Source organism: Limnohabitans sp. Hippo4, assembly GCF_003063605.1.
Taxonomy (GTDB): Bacteria; Pseudomonadota; Gammaproteobacteria; order Burkholderiales; family Burkholderiaceae_C; genus Limnohabitans_A.
The window spans coordinates 688,923-707,604 of sequence record NZ_NESE01000002.1; the positions used below are offsets into that span (position 1 = coordinate 688,923).

18 protein-coding genes are annotated in these 18,682 nt (G+C 49.1%); 12 read left to right on the forward strand and 6 right to left on the reverse strand.

The features are described 5' to 3' along the window. Positions 1 to 30 precede the first annotated feature (30 nt). The 3 genes from B9Z46_RS08675 to arsB all read left to right on the forward strand — a co-directional run bounded on the left by B9Z46_RS08675 (position 31) and on the right by arsB (position 1,919). Positions 31 to 210, forward strand: a complete 180-nt coding sequence (locus B9Z46_RS08675; RefSeq protein ID WP_108255862.1) for a rubredoxin — start codon at positions 31 to 33, stop codon at positions 208 to 210. Between the two features lie 130 nt (positions 211 to 340). After that, entirely contained in the window at positions 341 to 847 is a 507-nt protein-coding gene (locus tag B9Z46_RS08680) for an arsenate reductase ArsC (RefSeq protein ID WP_108255616.1), read from the forward strand. Between the two features lie 10 nt (positions 848 to 857). Beyond that, positions 858 to 1,919 (forward strand): ACR3 family arsenite efflux transporter, encoded by a 1,062-nt coding sequence (gene arsB, locus B9Z46_RS08685; RefSeq protein ID WP_233245951.1) that lies wholly within the window; start codon positions 858 to 860, stop codon positions 1,917 to 1,919. 25 nt (positions 1,920 to 1,944) lie between these two features. Here the strand turns inward: arsB and B9Z46_RS08690 are convergent, their stop codons facing one another. Then, positions 1,945 to 2,331, reverse strand: coding sequence for a group II truncated hemoglobin (locus tag B9Z46_RS08690; protein ID WP_233245952.1), 387 nt, complete (start codon positions 2,329 to 2,331; stop codon positions 1,945 to 1,947). 1 nt (position 2,332) lies between these two features. Continuing rightward, positions 2,333 to 3,292: a tripartite tricarboxylate transporter substrate binding protein gene (locus B9Z46_RS08695; RefSeq protein ID WP_158268416.1), complete on the reverse strand. Its 960-nt coding sequence runs from the start codon at positions 3,290 to 3,292 to the stop codon at positions 2,333 to 2,335. 200 nt (positions 3,293 to 3,492) lie between these two features. Here B9Z46_RS08695 and B9Z46_RS08700 point away from each other — a divergent pair, with 200 nt between their 5' ends. The 9 genes from B9Z46_RS08700 to B9Z46_RS08740 all read left to right on the forward strand — a co-directional run bounded on the left by B9Z46_RS08700 (position 3,493) and on the right by B9Z46_RS08740 (position 14,384). Beyond that, on the forward strand, positions 3,493 to 4,596 hold the full coding sequence (locus B9Z46_RS08700; RefSeq protein ID WP_233245953.1) for a TauD/TfdA family dioxygenase: 1,104 nt from the start codon (positions 3,493 to 3,495) through the stop codon (positions 4,594 to 4,596). Positions 4,597 to 4,626: 30 nt separating this feature from the next. Beyond that, positions 4,627 to 4,935, forward strand: coding sequence for a hypothetical protein (locus tag B9Z46_RS08705; protein WP_108255618.1), 309 nt, complete (start codon positions 4,627 to 4,629; stop codon positions 4,933 to 4,935). 380 nt (positions 4,936 to 5,315) lie between these two features. Then, the gene (locus tag B9Z46_RS08710) at positions 5,316 to 6,071 is read left to right on the forward strand and encodes an adenylate/guanylate cyclase domain-containing protein (protein WP_158268417.1); all 756 of its coding nucleotides are present in this window, start codon (positions 5,316 to 5,318) and stop codon (positions 6,069 to 6,071) included. Between the two features lie 115 nt (positions 6,072 to 6,186). After that, positions 6,187 to 8,100, forward strand: coding sequence for a PhoX family phosphatase (locus tag B9Z46_RS08715; RefSeq protein ID WP_108255620.1), 1,914 nt, complete (start codon positions 6,187 to 6,189; stop codon positions 8,098 to 8,100). A gap of 137 nt (positions 8,101 to 8,237) precedes the next feature. Continuing rightward, positions 8,238 to 9,566: an ABC transporter substrate-binding protein gene (locus tag B9Z46_RS08720; RefSeq protein ID WP_369907425.1), complete on the forward strand. Its 1,329-nt coding sequence runs from the start codon at positions 8,238 to 8,240 to the stop codon at positions 9,564 to 9,566. 16 nt (positions 9,567 to 9,582) lie between these two features. Continuing rightward, complete coding sequence (locus B9Z46_RS08725; RefSeq protein WP_108255622.1) at positions 9,583 to 11,334, forward strand: iron ABC transporter permease; 1,752 nt, start codon at positions 9,583 to 9,585, stop codon at positions 11,332 to 11,334. Continuing rightward, complete coding sequence (locus tag B9Z46_RS08730) at positions 11,331 to 12,428, forward strand: ABC transporter ATP-binding protein (protein ID WP_108255623.1); 1,098 nt, start codon at positions 11,331 to 11,333, stop codon at positions 12,426 to 12,428. The genes B9Z46_RS08725 and B9Z46_RS08730 overlap by 4 nt, the downstream gene beginning before the upstream one ends. 28 nt (positions 12,429 to 12,456) lie before the next feature. Continuing rightward, positions 12,457 to 13,149, forward strand: a complete 693-nt coding sequence (gph, locus tag B9Z46_RS08735; RefSeq protein ID WP_108255625.1) for a phosphoglycolate phosphatase — start codon at positions 12,457 to 12,459, stop codon at positions 13,147 to 13,149. Between the two features lie 47 nt (positions 13,150 to 13,196). Beyond that, complete coding sequence (locus tag B9Z46_RS08740; RefSeq protein ID WP_108255627.1) at positions 13,197 to 14,384, forward strand: glycerophosphodiester phosphodiesterase family protein; 1,188 nt, start codon at positions 13,197 to 13,199, stop codon at positions 14,382 to 14,384. A gap of 405 nt (positions 14,385 to 14,789) precedes the next feature. On the opposite strand, the gene B9Z46_RS08745 is transcribed toward B9Z46_RS08740, so the two are convergent. The 4 genes from B9Z46_RS08745 to B9Z46_RS08760 form a co-directional block, all read right to left on the reverse strand. Further along, positions 14,790 to 15,476, reverse strand: a complete 687-nt coding sequence (locus B9Z46_RS08745; RefSeq protein ID WP_108255629.1) for a flavin reductase family protein — start codon at positions 15,474 to 15,476, stop codon at positions 14,790 to 14,792. A 152-nt stretch (positions 15,477 to 15,628) separates the two neighbouring features. After that, positions 15,629 to 16,615: a tripartite tricarboxylate transporter substrate binding protein gene (locus tag B9Z46_RS08750; protein ID WP_233245954.1), complete on the reverse strand. Its 987-nt coding sequence runs from the start codon at positions 16,613 to 16,615 to the stop codon at positions 15,629 to 15,631. Positions 16,616 to 16,768: 153 nt separating this feature from the next. Next, positions 16,769 to 17,887 (reverse strand): CaiB/BaiF CoA-transferase family protein, encoded by a 1,119-nt coding sequence (locus B9Z46_RS08755; protein ID WP_108255631.1) that lies wholly within the window; start codon positions 17,885 to 17,887, stop codon positions 16,769 to 16,771. After that, positions 17,884 to 18,681 (reverse strand): alpha/beta fold hydrolase, encoded by a 798-nt coding sequence (locus tag B9Z46_RS08760; RefSeq protein ID WP_108255633.1) that lies wholly within the window; start codon positions 18,679 to 18,681, stop codon positions 17,884 to 17,886. The genes B9Z46_RS08755 and B9Z46_RS08760 overlap by 4 nt, the downstream gene beginning before the upstream one ends. Position 18,682: the final 1 nt, after the last annotated feature.

Consider the following 18,682-nt stretch of genomic DNA (forward strand, 5'->3'; position numbering starts at 1 on the left):
AGTTTGAGAATCACAACCTTGAAAAAAATCATGAGCAACATCAATTTCAAAACTTATATCTGCATCGTTTGCGGCTTTGTCTATGACGAAGCCGAAGGTCGGACCGAAGATGGCATTGCACCTGGTACTTTGTGGGCCGAGGTGCCCGAAGACTGGACATGCCCGGATTGTGGTGTTGCCAAAGCTGACTTTGAGGTTGTCGCTATCTGAGGGTTTTGTGAAGCTAGTTTGGACGTGTCATGATTCAGTCATGTGTTTTAAGTATGCTTGTAACAAAGCATTGACTTCCTTAATCCCATCATGATGTCAAGGTGAGTCTTGCCTCACTCAGGAGCTTTTCATGCCATCAGAAACCAATCCGCTAAACGTCCTATTCCTTTGCACGCACAACTCTGCCCGTAGCATCTTGGCAGAAGCCATGTTGAATCATTTGGGCAAAGGGCGCTTCAAAGCCTTTTCTGCGGGCAGCAGCCCCCGTGAAAACCAACAGCCCAATCCCATCGCCCTTGAAACGCTTCGTCATGCTGGATTGTCGATAGACGGCTTGAGCAGCAAAAGCTGGGATGTGTTTGCCCAACCCGATGCACCCAAGATGGACCTGATCATTACGGTGTGCGACAACGCAGCTGGAGAGGTCTGTCCCTATTGGCCTGGACAACCGGCCACTGCTCACTGGGGGTATACGGATCCATCAGAAGTGCAGGGTGGTGATGCGCAAAAGAGAGAAGCTTTTGTACAAACTTTGCATTTGATCCGCAAGCGTTTGGAAATATTTGTGAATTTGCCTGCGACCAGTTTGTCGCGCTTGTCAATTGAAAAGACGGCACGAAATTTGGCCCAAGATTGAAGTTTTAACAATGACACAAGACAAAACAGTTGCGCCAATGAGTGTTTTTGAGCGATACCTGACGGTATGGGTTTTTCTGTGCATCCTGGCTGGTATTGCACTGGGACAATTTTTCCCGCAGGTCTTCCAAGCCATTGGCAGCATGGAAATCGCCCAAGTCAATTTACCGGTCGGTTTGCTCATTTGGGTCATGATCATTCCCATGCTGGTTAAAGTAGACTTTGCTGCCTTGCATGAAGTTCGCAAGCACATCAAGGGCATTGGCGTTACCTTGTTTGTGAATTGGTTGGTCAAGCCGTTCTCAATGGCCTTGTTGGGTTGGTTGTTCATTCGGCATTGGTTTGCACCTTTGCTTCCACCAGATCAAATTGACAGTTACATTGCTGGCTTGATTTTGTTGGCGGCCGCACCTTGTACAGCCATGGTGTTTGTGTGGAGCCGGCTCACAAGCGGTGACCCCTTGTTTACCTTGTCGCAAGTGGCGCTGAACGACAGCATCATGGTGATTGCCTTTGCACCCTTGGTCGCTTTTTTGCTAGGCATTTCGGCCATCACTGTTCCTTGGGATACTTTGCTTGCCTCAGTTGTTTTGTACATCATCATTCCCGTTGCCCTGGCGCAATGGCTTAGGAAAATTTTGTTGTCTAAGGCTCAGCAAGTCTTTGATGATGTGATGGCGAAAATAGGACCCTGGTCTATTGCAGCCTTGCTTGCAACCCTGGTACTGCTGTTTGCATTTCAGGGTGAAGCCATATTGAACCAGCCTTTGATCATTGGACTTTTGGCCGTCCCCATTTTGATTCAAGTGTTTTTCAATGCGGGGCTGGCCTATTGGTTAAATCGTGCTGTTGGCGAGAAGCACAGCATTGCGTGCCCTTCAGCACTGATTGGTGCTTCTAATTTCTTTGAGTTGGCTGTCGCTGCCGCCATCAGTTTGTTTGGATTTAATTCTGGAGCGGCTCTGGCCACTGTGGTGGGGGTGCTGATTGAAGTACCGGTGATGTTGTTGGTGGTTTACGTCGTGAACAACTCAAAAATTTGGTACGAGAAGTCCAACGAAGCCAATCATTAAACTGCGATGAATGAGGCTTGGGATTTCAATGCGAATTGATCATGTGACTGGCCAGCTCGCTAAACTGGTTCAGCAAAGCTTGCCGAAATCCTTCGTCGCCGACTTGTTCGGTTAAAGCTTGTGTCATGCACAGCATCCACTCATCGCGCTCTCTAGCGCCAATGGCGTAAGGCGCATGCCGCATTCGCAGTCGTGGATGCCCCTTCTTTGCGATGTACAGATTGGGCCCACCTAGCCAGCCCGACAAATACTCAAAGAGCATTTCTTCGCTGCCTGCCAAACTTTCAGGGTGAAGCTGACGAACAGCATAGGCTTCCGGCAACTCGTCCATCAACTCGTAGAAGCGATGGACCAGTTGTTTGACAGCAGGCTCGCCGCCGATCAGTTCGTAAGGGGTGATTGATTTTTCCAATTTATTCCATCTTGGCGCCAGACTTCACAATCACCTGTTCCCATTTGTCAATTTCTGTTTTGACAAATGCACGGAACTCATCAGGACTGTTGCCTACAGGTTCTGCACCTTGGACTTCCATTTTGTCCTTGATGTCTTGGGTTTGAAGCGCTTTGGTTGCAGCATTGTAAAGTGCTGCAACGATGTGTGGAGGCGTTTTAGCGGGCGCAAACAAGCCGTTCCAACTGGACACCTCAAAGTCTGGCAAGCCTGCTTCGGCCATGGTGGGGACATTGGGCATCGTGCCCATGCGCTTTTTACTGGCCACCGCAATCACGTTTAGTTTGCCACTTTTCAAATGGGGAATGGCCGACAAGGCCGTCTGAAAACTCATTTGAACTTGACCGCCCAAAAGGTCGGCTATGGCCGGTGCTGCGCCTTTGTAGGGCACGTGAATCAAATCAATGTTGGCTCTCATTTTCAACAATTCGCCGGCCAGGTGAGGGGAGCCGCCATTGCCACTTGAAGAGAACGCAAATTTGCCAGGATTTTGTTTAGCGACTGCGATGAACTCTCGAAGGTTCTTGGCCGGCACAGAAGGATGAAGCGTAAGCACAGAGGGTGCCGTCATGAATTGCGTGATGTGAACAAAGTCACGCATCGTGTCGTAGCTCATGTTTTTGTAGGCGGTCATGTTGGTGGCATTGGCAATGGTGCCCAGGAGGAGGGTGTAACCGTCGGGCGCACTGCGCGCTACAAATTCGGAAGCAATGTTGCTACTGGCACCCGCGCGGTTTTCCACAATGATGGGTTGGCCAAGTGTTTCTTGCATTTTGATGGCGATGCTTCTGGCAACGATGTCCGTAGCTCCCCCTGGGGCATAGCCCACCAACAGCTTGATGGGCTTGACAGGATAGTTGCTGTCTTGCGCGTAACTTGTCAGTGAAAAACATGCCAAAACAACGGCCCAAATTCGACGCATACGCAACCCGTTCATAGTCATTGATCAACTTTGAAGTTTAGAGACTCTTGACGGTCACATGCAAGGCGTATGGATTGGTAGAGACCCTAGGGTGAATTTTCTTCATGCTTTCTTCAGTAAGATGGCTCAATAAAATCAATGTCCATGGCACTGGACAGTTACCAGTGGGCATTTGATTGACCGAATTGGAGTTATGCGTTGTGAGTACATTCATCCAAACCAATCTAGAGAAGCCTCGCGCATGGTTTCCACAAGAACTGTCGCGAGATTCCTCTTGGATTCATTTTCTAAGTCGTGAGGCCGTGACTGAAATTGAGGAAGCGCTTCAGCATGCCAAAGCAACGGGGAAAAATTGGCTAGAAATGACAGCCAACGACTTCCCCTTGAAGCGACACGCCAAGCAAGCCATCGATCAAGCCTTTGCAGTGACTCAGACGGCGTATGGCATGTGCTTGCTCAAGGGTTTTCCAGTTGAACGTTGGTCGGTAGAGGACGCGCGCTTAGCGCATTGGGGCATTGGCCTCAATGTTGGCGTGGCCAGAACACAAAACATTGCCAGCCAAGTGATGAACGATGTTCGCGATGAAGGCGGTAGTTACAAGGTGAAAAATGGCCGTGGCTACAACACCAATGCAGGTTTGGATTTTCACGTTGACTCATGCGATGTGGTGGCCTTGTTGTGCTTGCAAACAGCAAAATCTGGCGGCACCAGCAAGGTGACTAGCTCGATTGCCGTGGTTGATGAAGTGAAGCGATTGCGACCGGACCTGATTCCTGTGATGCAGCAACCTTTCTATTACAGCTACCAAGGCACCAATGACGCCAGCCAACCGCCTTTTTACAAATGTCCCATTTTGGGTGATGACCCAGAGTTTTTCGCTTTGCGTGCCAATCGAAAAAATGTCACGGCTGCGCAACGCGATTTTCCTGAAGTACCTCGGTTAACCTCAGCGCAAATTGAGTTGCTGGACCTACTGGATGAACTGCTGCCCGATGATAAGTTTTGCTATTCCATGCAACTTGACAGAGGGGATATGCAGTTGTTGAACAACTATGTTGTGATCCACTCGCGCACCAATTTTGAAGACCATGAAGAGCCTGAGCGTAAGCGTCACTTACTGCGCCTGTGGCTCAGTATTCCTCAAGGGCAACGGTTGCCCCCACTTTGGAAAGAGTACTTTGGTGACATCGAGGCTGGCTCCGTTAGAGGTGGTGTCCGAGGCAGTCAAATCACAGAAGCATTTCTGACATATGAGAAACGTCAAGCAGAAAATTTGGGGATGACGCTGCGGCGCGCCACATGATTTAACTTTTTTGACGCGCATTGAGCACCTATGAATTCAGTTCAAATTGATCCAACGCTGCGTCAAGAGCCCTCGGCAGAAGTTCTGGGTTTTTCTTTGAACATTGCCATCGAGACTTTGTCTGAAATCGACCGATTGGGAAAATCTTTTCTGCAAGGGCTGGGTGTTGAGTCATTCGATTCAACATTGTTTTACCCTTATGAGTACAGGTTGAATTTCTTCCAAGAGATCTACGATCGACTTGGATGGCCAGGCTTGTTCATGCTGGGTGCGAAAATTCCTGAACGGGTAGCACAGGTATTCGAAAAAAGGGCACGCCATCCACGTATCTGTTGGTAATAGAGCCCTACGCACAAGAACTTGTTGATCTGATCGACCTGCAAAACTTGGATCAAACTCGAAAAGCTTTAGAGAAAATGGTTGTCTTGCACAACCAAGAACTTACCCTAGACGCAAACCGTGGGTTGCGTGGAAAAGATGCCACTTCTCAATGGACGCATGTTGAGGAGCCCGCAGAAGAAGGCGAATTGGCCAGATTTTTACTAAGCAATGTTTCTCTGTCGCCTTTGAAATTCGAAGCGGCTCTCAGATCAAATTGCCTTTTTTGCTTCCGAAAGATCTTCCCCGAAAGCGTTGACTTCACCTATGAGTTTGCACCTGAAAAATCGCAAACATTGGGACTTCATCATCAATGCAGTTTCCGATTGATTTTCCGTCCCATGGAAAAAGGTTTCACACATGCCACACGATGGTCCATGCAACTCGAAAGCATTCAGAAGCAACTGTATAAAAATGCGCTTGATTTTGCATTTGACCAAGAAAAACTGGTGAAAGAAAAAGCGCAAAAAATTGATGAACTGATGCTCAATGTGTTGCCCAGAAAAATTGTGGACCGCTTGGAATCGGGCGAAAAGACAATTTCCGATGGTTGTCCCAATGCGACGATCTTGTTCAGCGACATTGTGGGATTTTCAGCCATGTCTGTTAGTCAGTCTGCCGAGGAATTGGTTTCGCTTTTGAATGATCTGTTCTCTAAATTTGATCAGCGTGCGCTTCATTTGGGTGTTGAAAAGATAAAAACGATTGGGGATGCATACATGGTTGCGGGCGGCTTGGAAAGTGACGGCATGCTCGATGCCATTCGTGTAGTGGAAATGGCGATTGGCATGTTCACAGATTTGGCTGAATTTAACCAACAACATCAGATGGCACTGCAGATGCGCATTGGCATCAATTCGGGTCCTGTGGTTGCAGGTGTCATTGGTCACACCAAGTTCTCATATGACCTATGGGGCAATACCGTTAATACCGCCAGCCGCATGGAGTCAACTTCTTTGCCCGGCAAAATTCAAATTTCTCCGAGTACCTATTTGCAGGTGAGGGAACACTTTGACATTCGGGAGCGTGAATTGGTTGAATGCAAAGGACTTGGGAAAATCATGACATATTTTGTCAATGGTCACTTGTCGGATTGAATTGCTCACAATGAATACATTGAATTTACAAGCTATCACGCCAAACCCTAGCGCCTGATCCCAAGTACTTCTTCAAGTGTTATGGTTAGGAATTTTGACTTTATATTGATTCAGCATGGCCAAAAACTTCAGTGAAATGGAAGACAGTAATCGCTCTTCAAATCTCAGTATCCATGCGGTCATTGAAACATCAAGAAGAACTTTTCTAAGAAACGGTGCTGCAGTTTCTTTGGCCACCGTCTTGGCGCCTTTGTCTGGCTGCGCAGTTCTCGCAGGACCCTCCAATAAAATTGGCTTCAAACCCATTCCAGTGGGTATGGGCGATCAGTTGGTTGTTCCGGAAGGTTACACCGCGACTCCTTTTGCCCCTTGGGGCGATCCAGTGGGCATTGCGGGTCGTATGCCTCCTTTCAAAATGGATGGCAGCAATTCTGCGGACGATCAGGCGGTGCAATTGGGCATGCACCACGACGGTTTGGAATATTTCCCTCTGCAGGGTTCTAGCCGTGGTTTGTTGGCGATCAATCATGAATACACCGATGACGGCTTACTTCATGTTGGCGGTTTCAATCCAATGAATCCGGAGAAAGTTCGAAAAGCCCAAAACGCGCACGGCTTGTCTGTCATTGAAGTTGAAATGAAAAATGGTCGATGGAACATGGTGCGCCCATCGCCCTATGCGCGACGCGTGACTTTGAGCACGCCTTTTAGAGTAGCAGGACCAGCTGCAGGTCATGCACTGATGCGCACCTCGGCTGATCCTCAAGGACTCACAGTTTTAGGAACCTTGAACAATTGCGCCAGTAGCAAAACGCCTTGGGGTACCTATTTGTCGGGCGAAGAGAACTTTGCTTTCTACTTTGGTGCAGGCGACAAGCCCACTCAAGATCAGCAGCGCTGGGGTGCCCCAAAGTCTGGTTTCTTCGCTTGGGACAAGCATGACCCCAGATTCGACCTGCAAAAGAATCCCAATGAGTTTCACCGATTTGGTTGGGTGGTCGAATTGGACCCCATGGATCCAAACAGCACGCCAGTGAAAAGAACCGCGTTGGGACGTGCAGCTCACGAAGGTGCTTGGGTGGGTGTGACCAAGGATGGCAGAGCCGTCGTTTATTCTGGTGAAGATGCCCGCTTCGAATACATTTACAAATTTGTCAGTCGCGACAAAATCAAACAGGCAGGTAACGGCCTGACACAGGCGCAGGCCAACCAAGATTTGCTAGACCATGGCGTCTTGTACGTTGCAAGATTTGATGCAGATGGCAAGGGTCAATGGATTCCGCTGGTGCATGGTCATGGCCCACTGACTGCAGCAAATGGGTTTGCCGATCAAGGTGAAGTGCTCATCAAATCAAGACAAGCCAGTGACTTGTTGGGGGCCACCAAGATGGATCGCCCAGAGTGGCTCACCATCGACCCTCTCTCGGGTTGGGTCTATTGCACCCTGACCAATAACAGTCAACGCGGCACCCCTGGAAAACCTGGTGTCGATGCTGCAAATCCAAGGGTCAACAATTTCATGGGTCAGATCATTCGCTGGAAGGATGCGTATGATTTTGATGGCCGCACATTTGAATGGAACCTGATGGTTTTAGCTGGCGATCCAGCCAATGAACGCGCAGAGGCCAAAGGCAATATCAAGGGTGATGTTTATGCCTGTCCGGATGGCATTACTTTTGACAAGCAAGGCGTTCTTTGGATTCAAACCGATGCGCATGCAACTCAAATGTACAAAGGCGAGTTGTCACGTATTGGCAACAATCAAATGTTGGCTTGCGATACTGCTACAGGCGAAACCCGTCGTTTTTTAACAGGGCCGACCAACTGCGAGGTGACGGGCGTTACTTTTACCCCCGACAGCACCACCATGTTTGTGAGTATTCAACACCCTGGGGAGACGCCTTCGGATCGCAGTGATCCCTCCAAACCAAGGCGATACTCCAATTGGCCAGACTATGCGCCCAACGGACGACCCCGATCTGCTTTGGTTGCCATTCGCAAAGTCGATGGCGGAATCATTGGCTCTTAATGATTAAATCAGCGATCGAAATCGCTATTCAAGTAAAAGTTAGAGTCTTTGTCGTATTCCTGAATTGTCATGAAGAGCCTATGAGATTAGTATGGCAGCGTCTTTCATTTATATATTTACCAATGAATTCAAATTTAATATCAAAATCGATTTTGATCGCAGTGCTGACATTTGTCAGTTTTTTCACTAAATTTGCAACAGCTGGAACAGTCACTATCATCACCTCTTTTCCCAAAGAGTTAACACAAATTTACAAATCTGCATTTGAAAAAGCCAACCCTGATATCAAAATTGAGATCTTGAACAAAAACACCGTGCAGGGTATTTCATATGTTCGCGAGTTGCCTGTAGGCCAGCGGCCAGATGTCTTTTGGGCCTCAGCGCCTGATGCCTTTGAAGTGATGTCGGGTCTGAAGTTGCTAGAGCCCATTGGCGATTTGGCCAACAAAGCAACGCCCGCCAAAGTGGGCGCCTATCCCATCAACGCGCCTGACAACATGTACCTTGGCCAAGCCTTGGCTGGTTATGGCTTGATGTGGAACACTCGCTACATGGCTGCCAACAAACTGCCGGCTCCCAAACAATGGGCTGACCTGACCAAGCCTGAATATTTTGGCCATGTGGCCATGAGTTCTCCTTCACGTTCTGGAACCACACACTTAACAGTCGAAACCCTGCTGCAAGGAGAGGGCTGGGAGAAAGGCTGGCGTCAATTGCTGCAAATTTCGGGCAACAGTGCAGCCATCACCGAGCGCAGTTTTGGAGTGCCCGATGGTGTGAACAATGGCCAATTCGGCATTGGCCTGGTGATTGATTTCTTTGGCTTGGCTGGCAAGTATTCTGGTTTCCCAGTTGAGTTTGTTTACCCCGATGTCACGGCAGTTGTGCCTGCCAATATTGCCTTGGTTGCCGGCAGTAAAAATGCTTCTGAGGCCAAAAAATTCATCAGCTACACCGTGTCTCAACAAGGGCAAGAGTTGCTCTACAACCCCAAAATTTCTCGCTTGCCCATCTTGCCTCCTGAAGCCATGGGTGGCAAAACACCAGCGGGTTATCCCAATCCTTTTGAAATTGCCAAGCGCGCCAAGGTTCAGTTCAACTCTGACTTGTCTGAGGCGCGCTACAACGTGGTTTCTGCACTGTTTGATCAAACCATCACCTTTCGTTTGAAAGAGCTGCAAGCTGCAACCAAGGCCATCCATGCCGCTGAAGCTGCCTTGGCCAAAAAAACCAACGCCAATGCATCAGAGCTTCTCAAGCAAGCCCGTGAAGCAGCTTTCAGCCCTGTGGTGAATGCGCAGAAAGCAGCTGACAAAGAGTTTTTGGCTTTGTTTGCGGCTAACAAAAAAGATGCAGCAGTGAGCAAAAGCGTGACGGGTTTAGAGAACTACTGGAACAACAGCGCGCGTCAGAACTATGAGCGTGCAAAAAGCCTGGCAGAGCAAGCATTGGCTGCTGTCAAGTAAGCCCTAGGGCAGCAGCATGACCATCAATGGCCAAGCAGCCAACCAACTTCAAGTGAGCCCGCAACCTCAAATTGGGTGGGTCACCATACGCCCCGGTGTTTGGCTCGCCGGTGGATTGGTGTTGGTGTTCTTGCTGTTGTTTTTTGCTTTGCCCGTTGCGCGGGTTTTCATCACTGCTTTTTTGGATGGCGATAACAGCTTTACTCTGGGGCATTTCAGCGCGTTCTTTTCGCAAGACTTGATGCGCGAGTCATTCATCAACAGTCTGTACGTGGCTGTGATGTCGGCTATTTTTGCAGCACTGATTGCCGTTCCTTTGGCTTACTTTACCGTCCGGTTTGATTTCAAAGGCGCGCTTCTCATTCAAACTTTGGGCGTTCTGCCGCTTATCATGCCGCCCTTTGTGGGGGCTGTCGCGTTACAACTGATTTTTGGGCGTTCAGGCACCTTGAATCTGTTGTTGAACGATGCATTTGGTTTTACGCTGCCCATCATGGAGGGTCTCAATGGCGTCATTTTTGTAGAAGCCATTCATTACTTCCCCTTCATTCTCATGAACCTCACCGTTGCGCTGCGCAACATAGACGGCGCCATGGAAGAGGCCGCCATGAATCTGGGATGCAAAGGTTGGCGCTTGTTTTGGCGCGTTATTTTCCCGCTCGGACTGCCAGGTTTTGTGGCGGGTGCATCTTTGGTATTTGTCAAAGTGTTTGATGATTTGGGCACGCCCTTGGTCATGGGCCAAACCAACATGCTGGCACCTCAAGCCTACTTGCGCATCACGCAAGTGGGCCTTGAAGATCCCATGGGTTATGTCATCAGCGTTCTCATGATTGTGTTTTCGATTTGCGCCATGGTCATTTCTGCCAGAGCTTTAAAAGGTCGTGATTTTTCTACCCTGCAAAAAGGTGGGGGCAGCATTCAGCGTCGCCAACTTTCACCTTTAGAAAGCGCACTGGCTTATCTTTGGATTGGTGTCATCTTGCTGATTACTTTGTCGCCCCATTTGGGTGTTTTGTTGTTGTCGTTTGCAAAAGTTTGGAGCTTTTCACCACTACCTGATGCCTACACGCTAGAACATTACGCCACAGTGTTTCAAGATGCCAGCGGCATGATTCAAAACACCTTGATTTACTGTGGACTGGCTGCGGGATTGGATGTTTTACTAGGCGTGACCATCGCTTATTTGATTTTGCGCACCCGATTGCCAGCACGCCAATGGCTGGATTGGGTAGCCACCGCATCGCTGGCGGTCCCTGGCATTGTGTTGGCCATTGGCTTCTTGCGCATGTTCAAAGGTGTCAACGTACCAGGCACCGATGTCTTGCTCACGGGCACTTGGGTGGCCATCATGTTGGCCTATGCGGTACGCCGGTTGCCCTATGCTTTGCGAAGCTGCATGGCCGCTCTGCAACAAGTTCACATCTCTCTTGAAGAAGCGGCCGAGAGTGTGGGTGCCAACAAAATGCGCAGCATTCGAAGGGTGCTGGTCCCACTGATGACGGGTGGTATCTTGGCCGGGTTTGTCACAAGCTTCATCACAGCCGCTGTCGAGTTGTCGGCCACCATCATGCTGGTATCGGCAGACTCGCAAGCGCCTATGAGCTATGGCATTTACTTGTACATGCAAAGTGTGGCGGGTCGTGGACCCGGAGCGGCCCTTGGTGTACTAGCCATCTTGGTAGTGGCCATTGGCACTTATTTGTCACACCGCGTGGTTGAACAGACGGCAAGCCGCTTGGCTCCTCGCAAGGAACATTCATCATGAAAAAAGTCAGCGTTCAATGCCGCAATATCCGTTTGGCTTATGGAAGCACGGAAGTGCTCAAAAACGTCAACCTCGACATTCAACCTGGTGAATTTTTTGCATTGCTGGGTCCGTCAGGATCTGGCAAAAGTACCTTGCTTCGCTTGATTGCAGGTTTCAACAAACACCAACACGGCGAGTTGTTGGTGGATGGTCGCGACATTGGCCAACAAGAACCATGGGATCGCAACATTGGCATGGTGTTTCAAAGCTATGCCCTGTGGCCTCATTTATCCGTATGGGACAACGTAGCTTTTGGTTTGGTTGAGCGCAAAGTCGATAAAGCCACTCTCCAAAGCAAAGTGGCTGCAGCGCTCGAGTTGGTCGGCTTGTCGGCCTTTGGTCAGCGCAAACCCAATCAACTCTCGGGCGGACAACAGCAACGCGTTGCATTGGCGCGCACCATTGTGATTGAACCCCAAGTTTTGCTACTGGACGAGCCCTTGTCTAACCTTGATAAAACCTTGTGCGTGCAAATGCGACAAGAGCTGTTGGCGCTGCAACGTCGCTTGGGCATCACCACCATTTTCGTGACGCACGACCAAGAAGAGGCCATGACCACCGCCGATCGCATGGCGGTACTTGACCAAGGTGTGGTTCAACAAGTAGGCACTCCCACCGAGCTCTACGATCACCCCGCTAATGCCTTTGTGGCCAATTTTGTGGGCACCATGAACATGCTGGATGCCAAGGTACACAGCCAACACATAGATCATTTGGCGCTGGATGTTATGGGAGTAGGTGTGGTCAAACTTCCAAACCCATCAGGCGGCTCAAATCTATACAACATAGATCAGATGGTTCAGCTGAGTTTTAGACCACACGCAGTAAGTGTTGGCTCGGCGCAATCAGCTTCTAATGACGCGACGCTTTGCATTCAAGGTACCGTGGAGGGCAGTGAGTTCATGGGTGAATCGACTCGGTACCGAATTCGGGTGGGTTCTCAGTCTTTGTCTTTGGATCAACCGCACTATGCCGGTGTACCCAAATTGACTGCAGGTACCGCCTTGAATTTAAACGTATCGACAACACAAATCAGACTTTTTACCGTCTGAGAATTTGCATTTCCCAGCATCCAAAACCATGAAAAATTTAAATTTACAAGCTGTGATGATTGACTTGGATGGCACCCTGGTCGACACCATCGGCGATTTTGAAGTTGCCTTGAACCGTGCACTTGCAGACCTGCAAGTGCCTACCGCCAACCGTGCGCTCATTGAACGAAGCATTGGCAAAGGCTCAGAGCACCTGATTCGTACCGTGCTGAAACACCAATTGGCTTTGCCAGGAGTGGCGGGCAATGCGCCAGAGCTTGATCAGCTGTTCAGCCCCGTGTGGGAGCGCTATGAACACCATTACCTCAGCATCAATGGAGAGTTCTCCAATGTTTTTCCTGGCGTCATGGAAGGTTTAGAGCAAATCCAAACCTTGGGCTTGCCCATGGCCTGTCTGACCAACAAACCCATTTCATTTACGTTGCCGCTCATTAAGGACAAAGGACTGGCGCCTTACTTTTCAAAAGTATTTGGTGGCGACAGTTTTGAGCGTAAAAAACCAGACCCCTTGCCATTATTAAAAACCTGTGAGGCTTTACAGAGCCTGCCAGCACGGACCCTGATGATCGGCGATTCCAGTAACGATGCGCAAGCAGCTGATGCGGCAGGATGCCCCGTCGTGCTCATGACGTATGGTTATAACCATGGCGAGCCCATTCAAAATACGCCTGCCTTGGCGTGGCTAGATTCATTGGTGCAGTTGCAATTAAACAATTCCTGATAAGGCTTGTTTGAAACTCAATCATTGAAGTTTTTAAGGCGCGTGAAATGTTGAATCGTCGTACGTTCTTGCCTGTTTTGCCAGCAGTGGTTTGCTTCAACGTGGCACACGCTCAGCGTGTTGTTAACAAGACTTTGAATGGTCGTCTGCCTTTGCTGATTGCACACAGGGGTGCTTCTGGGTACCTTCCTGAACACACCTTGGCAGCCTATGCGCTTGGGATTGAACAAGGTGCTGATTTCATCGAACCTGATTTGGTACTCAGCCAAGATGGCGTACTTCACGCAAGGCACGAGCCCCTGCTTGCTAGAGTGCATTTAGAGCCCGACGGGCTGACCATTAAACGAAGCGCTGATGGAAAACCTGTTCTGCATCGTACCGATACAAGTACCAATGTGTGGCAGCTTGAAAAATATGCAGACCGACTGGTGATCAAACATCTGGATGGTAAACCCATTGCCGGATGGTTCGCAGAAGACTTCACAGCCGCAGAACTTAGAGCAGACATCCGCGCGCAGGAACGCTTGCGTGATTTTCGGCAGACCAACAATGCCTTCAACGATCGATATCCCATACCGACATTGGCTGAGGTCATTGAATTGGCGAAGCGGCGCAGTCTAGAATTAAGTCGCACCATTGGCATTTATCCTGAAACAAAGCATCCAAGCTACTTTAAAAGTTTCACTGATGCCAAAGGCCTGCCTCGCATGGAGGATTTGCTGTTAACGCAATTGCATGCGGCTTATGGCAATAGCCGAGTTGCACCCATTTTCATTCAGTCTTTTGAAGTGAGTAATCTTCAGTATCTTCGCAGTCGAACGAAGCTACAACTGATACAACTACTGAGTGCCAATGGAAAACCTTACGACTTTCAACTCTCGGGGGATTCTCGTGGATATCAAGACTTGGCCCTTGCTCCGGGCTTGGACTTCATCAAGGGTTATGCGGATGGCATCGGTGCTCACACTCAGCTGATTGTGCCCACTGATGGTCGACGTTTGCTACCACCCACAGAGTTGATCAATGAAGCCCATGCCCGTAGTTTGTTAGTTCATGGCTGGACGTTTAGAGCTGAGAATCAATTTCTTCCTTCTGAACTAGCCCTCGGTTCCAGCCCGGCGGCAAAAGGTGACATGGCAGCACAATTGAGGGCCTTTGTGGAGGTCGGAATGGATGGCTTTTTTACGGATCATCCAGACCTGGGGCGAGAGGCCCTCACCGCCTTGGCTCGTTAAATATTGGATAGAAATGTAGCACTCAAAGAAAAAACCCCTTCGGCATTTCTGCTGAAGGGGTTTCTTATTTTGGCTCCTCGACCTGGGCTCGAACCAGGGACCTACGGATTAACAGAAAACAGTTTCTTGAAAGTATGCTTGTTTTAAGCGGGTTACAAGCAATAAATAATTGATGTGCAATTAACTGTGTAATTGGGTATTTTGCGTGTTTTTTCTTAAGTGTCCAGCTCTGGACGCTTGAATTGGTCTGGACGGGTAGGGGGTGTCCAGAGTCTGGACGCTTGGATAACTCTGGACGGTTGTAGGGTGTCCAGAATATGGACGATTGGTGTGATCTTGACGGGTAAGGGGTGTCTAGAATCTGGACGCTGGCAAATGTTCTCATTTCTAGAAATTCAAATCTGATTATTTCGACCCGCCAATTGAACTTTGAACTTTATCGGCTGACCCCTCAAGTCCCGCTAATAGTGCCTTGCTGTTTCCAGGAATCACCATCTGAAATTTGTTGTCCACATAGGTGTAATCGTAATAGCCCATACGTGCCAGAGGTTTGATCTTCAATACATCAATCAACCCTTCTGGTGTGATGATGGCATCATCAATGTGAATGGCTACAACTCGACCGAATACTACATCCACAGATCCCATTGGAGGGGTGCCAGGAAAACGAACAGTATTCAGGTAAGTGCATTCAAACTGAATCGGTGAGCCTTTGACACGTTTTGGCTTGACCAATGAAGAAGAGAGTTTTTCAAGGCCGGCAACTTCAAACTCATCTTCGCCATGAGGCAGCTCTTGTGCAGATTGATTGACTGCTTCGCGCAAATCGTAAGTGGCCATGTTCCAGACGAACTCGCCAGTTTGTTCTGCATTGTTCACGGAGTCCTTGCGAGATCCGTGTGTGTTTTGATTGGCACTGAACATCACAATGGGTGGATCAAATGTGACATTTTGAAATTGACTGTAGGGTGCCAAATTGTCCCGACCCTTTGCATCAACAGTTGAAATCCAACCAATTGGTCGTGGAATTACACAAGATTTAAATGGATCATGCGGAAGACCGTGAGGTGTTTTGCCTGGTTCGTAATACATGAAGATCTCGAATTTGTGGCGATTCACTTTAAAAAAGTAAATTATGTTCGAGTTTGCCCACAAGATTTAGGGAGCATCACAAGGGTCATGAAGACCCTTGTGAGTTTATAGAATAAATTTCATTTCAAACTTATCTAAGTTTGCTTTGAATTTCATTGTGGTTGCAGGTTGATCGACTTGGCTATTGCGCGGTAACGCTCAATCTCGTTTTGGTAGATTCGTGAAAGTTCAGCGGGAGTGCGAGGAGGAAGCACAACGTTGCCGCTGGATTCAAGCGCTTTCCGAGTTTCGGGTGCTTCAGCTGAAGCATAAAAGGCTTTGTTTAAAGCGTTTACCACGTTCTCTGGGGTGTTCTTGTGAACTTGCACGCCTGCCCAGATGTCAAAGTCCATGCTTTCTAGGCCTTTCATGGCGGCCATGGCAGGATACTGTTTGAAAAGCTGGTGCGGAGTTTTGGAGGTCACAGCCAAGCCCTGAATTTTGCCATCAGCAAGCGTAGCAGGGATAGAGCCCGCTAAAGGAAGAAAAGCCATATCGATTTGTCCGCCCATGAGATCGCTCAGAAGTGGAGCGATGCCTTTGTAGGGAACATGCAACATTTGAACCTTGGTCAATTGGGAAAATTTTTCACCGATCAAGTGGTAAAGAGACCCAGGGCCAACACTGCCATAGCTCAGTGGTTTTTCGGTGTTCTTACGAGCCAAGGCCAGTAACTCGTCGACTGTTTTTACATTCAGCGTATTACGGACAGCTAAAACTGTGTTGGTTGTTGCAAACTGCGCGACCAATTTAAAGTCTTCCGACTTGTACTTTACGCCTTGAATCGCCATCGGCGCCAGAACCAACTCCATTGGGCTGCCCAAGCTAAGCGTGTAACCATCGGCAGGAGCATTGATCACTTTGCCCATGCCAATGGCACCGCCAGCGCCGCCAACGTTTTCGATGATCATGGTTTGACCCAGTTTGGCAGCAGCATCAGGTTGAACCTTGCGTGCAAAAAAGTCAGAGGGACCGCCAGCTGGATAAGGAACGATCAGACTGATGGTCTTGGCTGAGGGATAGTTTTGGGCATGGACGAGGTTAATGCTTAAAGCACCTGCAAGGACCATGAATCCTTTGAGTAATTGATGAATTTTCATAATTGATTTTTTATGTTTAAAGGGTTAGATGCAGTCCAGAGGACGCGGCAATGAATGTTAGGTTCCGTGTCCATTGACATGATTTGTGGTGAATTGAAAAATTAAATAATTTAATTTGTTTTCTCCTATGGTTTTAGTCATTGATGGAGGACATTAGCTTTCAGCCGGAGGTGGCATCCGGTAAGTTGCTGGTGTCCGGCTGAGTTTGATAGGTGATGCAATGCCACGATAACCATTGGGCATAGACACGGTCATTTCGCGATGTTTTGTATGGGGATGGTTCAGAGCCTCTGTTACATCCAAAATGGGTGCACAAGGTACACCCATGGCGCTCAGTTGTTCTACCAATGCAACCCCCTCTAATGACGCCAGCAAAGCGACCAGTTTTTCTCTAAGTGAGGCGCGATTGACCGATCGCCCGCCCGCACTGGAATAGGCTTCATCATGGGCAAGTGAGGCCTGACCTAAGGTCATGCACAATTGCTGAAATTGACGATCATTGCCAACTGCGAGAAAAATTGGAACACTGGCTGTTGGAAAAGCGTCATAGGGGTAAATGTTGGGATGGGCATTGCCAGTTCGTCCAGGCCGCCTACCGTCACCAAACCAGTTGGCGGCATGGGGATGGAGCAAAGAGAGGCCGCAATCGTAAAGAGAAGCTTCTACAAATTGACCTTTACCGCTGTGTTGCCGCTCTTGCAATGCCATGAGCACGCCCAATGCAGCATTCAATCCTGTCACCATGTCTACGACGGGTAAACCTACTCGCAAGGGTTCACCGCCCACCTCGCCATTCACACTCATGATGCCGCTGAGTGCTTGAATTGCAGCGTCGTATCCGGGCAGGCCGCCAAGAGGTCCATCGGCGCCATAGCCACTCACACGGCAGTGAATCAGACGAGGAAATTGAACTTTGAGAGTTTCGTATCCAATGCCCCATTTTTCGAGAGTACCTGTTTTAAAGTTTTCAAGGAGAACATCGGCATTGGCCAACATCTTGAGAAGTTGCTCGCGTTCTGTTGGCTGGGTCAAGTCCATTCGCACACCGCGCTTATTGCGGTTAAGGCCCATGTAGTAGGAGGCCACACCCTTTTCAAATGGTGGGCCCCAGGTACGGGTCTCGTCGCCCTGGGGCGGTTCAATTTTGATGACGTCGGCACCGTGGTCTGCCAAAATTTGGCCGCAATAAGGGCCACCTAGTACTCTAGACAGATCGATCACGCGCAAGCCGTTAAGGCTACCGAGAGAAGGTGTAGTTGGGTTGGGGTTCATTGTGTTGTGGATTTCAAATGCTGCTGCAGGGTATTGAGACACACAGCGTTTGCATCGGTCATAAGCCAGTGACTTGTATTTTCAAGTTCTACAAGGTGAGCACCAGGAATTCGGGCAGCAATCAGTTGTCCGTTCTCGATGGGAATCAGTTCATCATCTACACCATGCATGACAAGCGTAGGTACTTGGATGTTAGGCAGTTGAGAATAGACCGACCAATAAAACAGGCCATAGAGTTGCGCTTGATAGTCGCGGGGTGTTGGTGTGTTTGCGAGTCGAACCAGCGCATCCTCTTCAAACAGCGAGTCGGCGGTATGTCGGCTGTAGGTATGCGGCCTCATTTGTCGCAAACTGTCTTCAGGTGACATTTTCGCTTTTTCAAGCAGCAATCGCAGTACGGGGCTGGCTGCTTGAATAGCCCATGGGAAGCCAGGCTGAGTCCCTAACAGGGAAAGTGTTCTCAAACGATGGGGGTTATCAACTGCAAATTGCTGGGCAATCATTCCGCCCATGGAAAATCCGATCACATGTGCTGAACTTTCACCCGCAGCGTCGAGCACAGCTGCAACATCAGAAGCCATGGCCGTTATTCGATGAACCAGTGCTGTTCGCGTGCGAGTTTGTCCGCTACCACGGTTATCTAACAGGATCACGCGGTGGTTTCGGGCCAACTGAGGCGCAATTCGAAACCACATGGCTGAGCTGCAACCAAGGCCCATGATGAGCACCACCGGTTCACCTTTTCCCATTGAGTTCCAGTAGATGCTTGCATCCTGTCGTTTAACAAAAGCCATT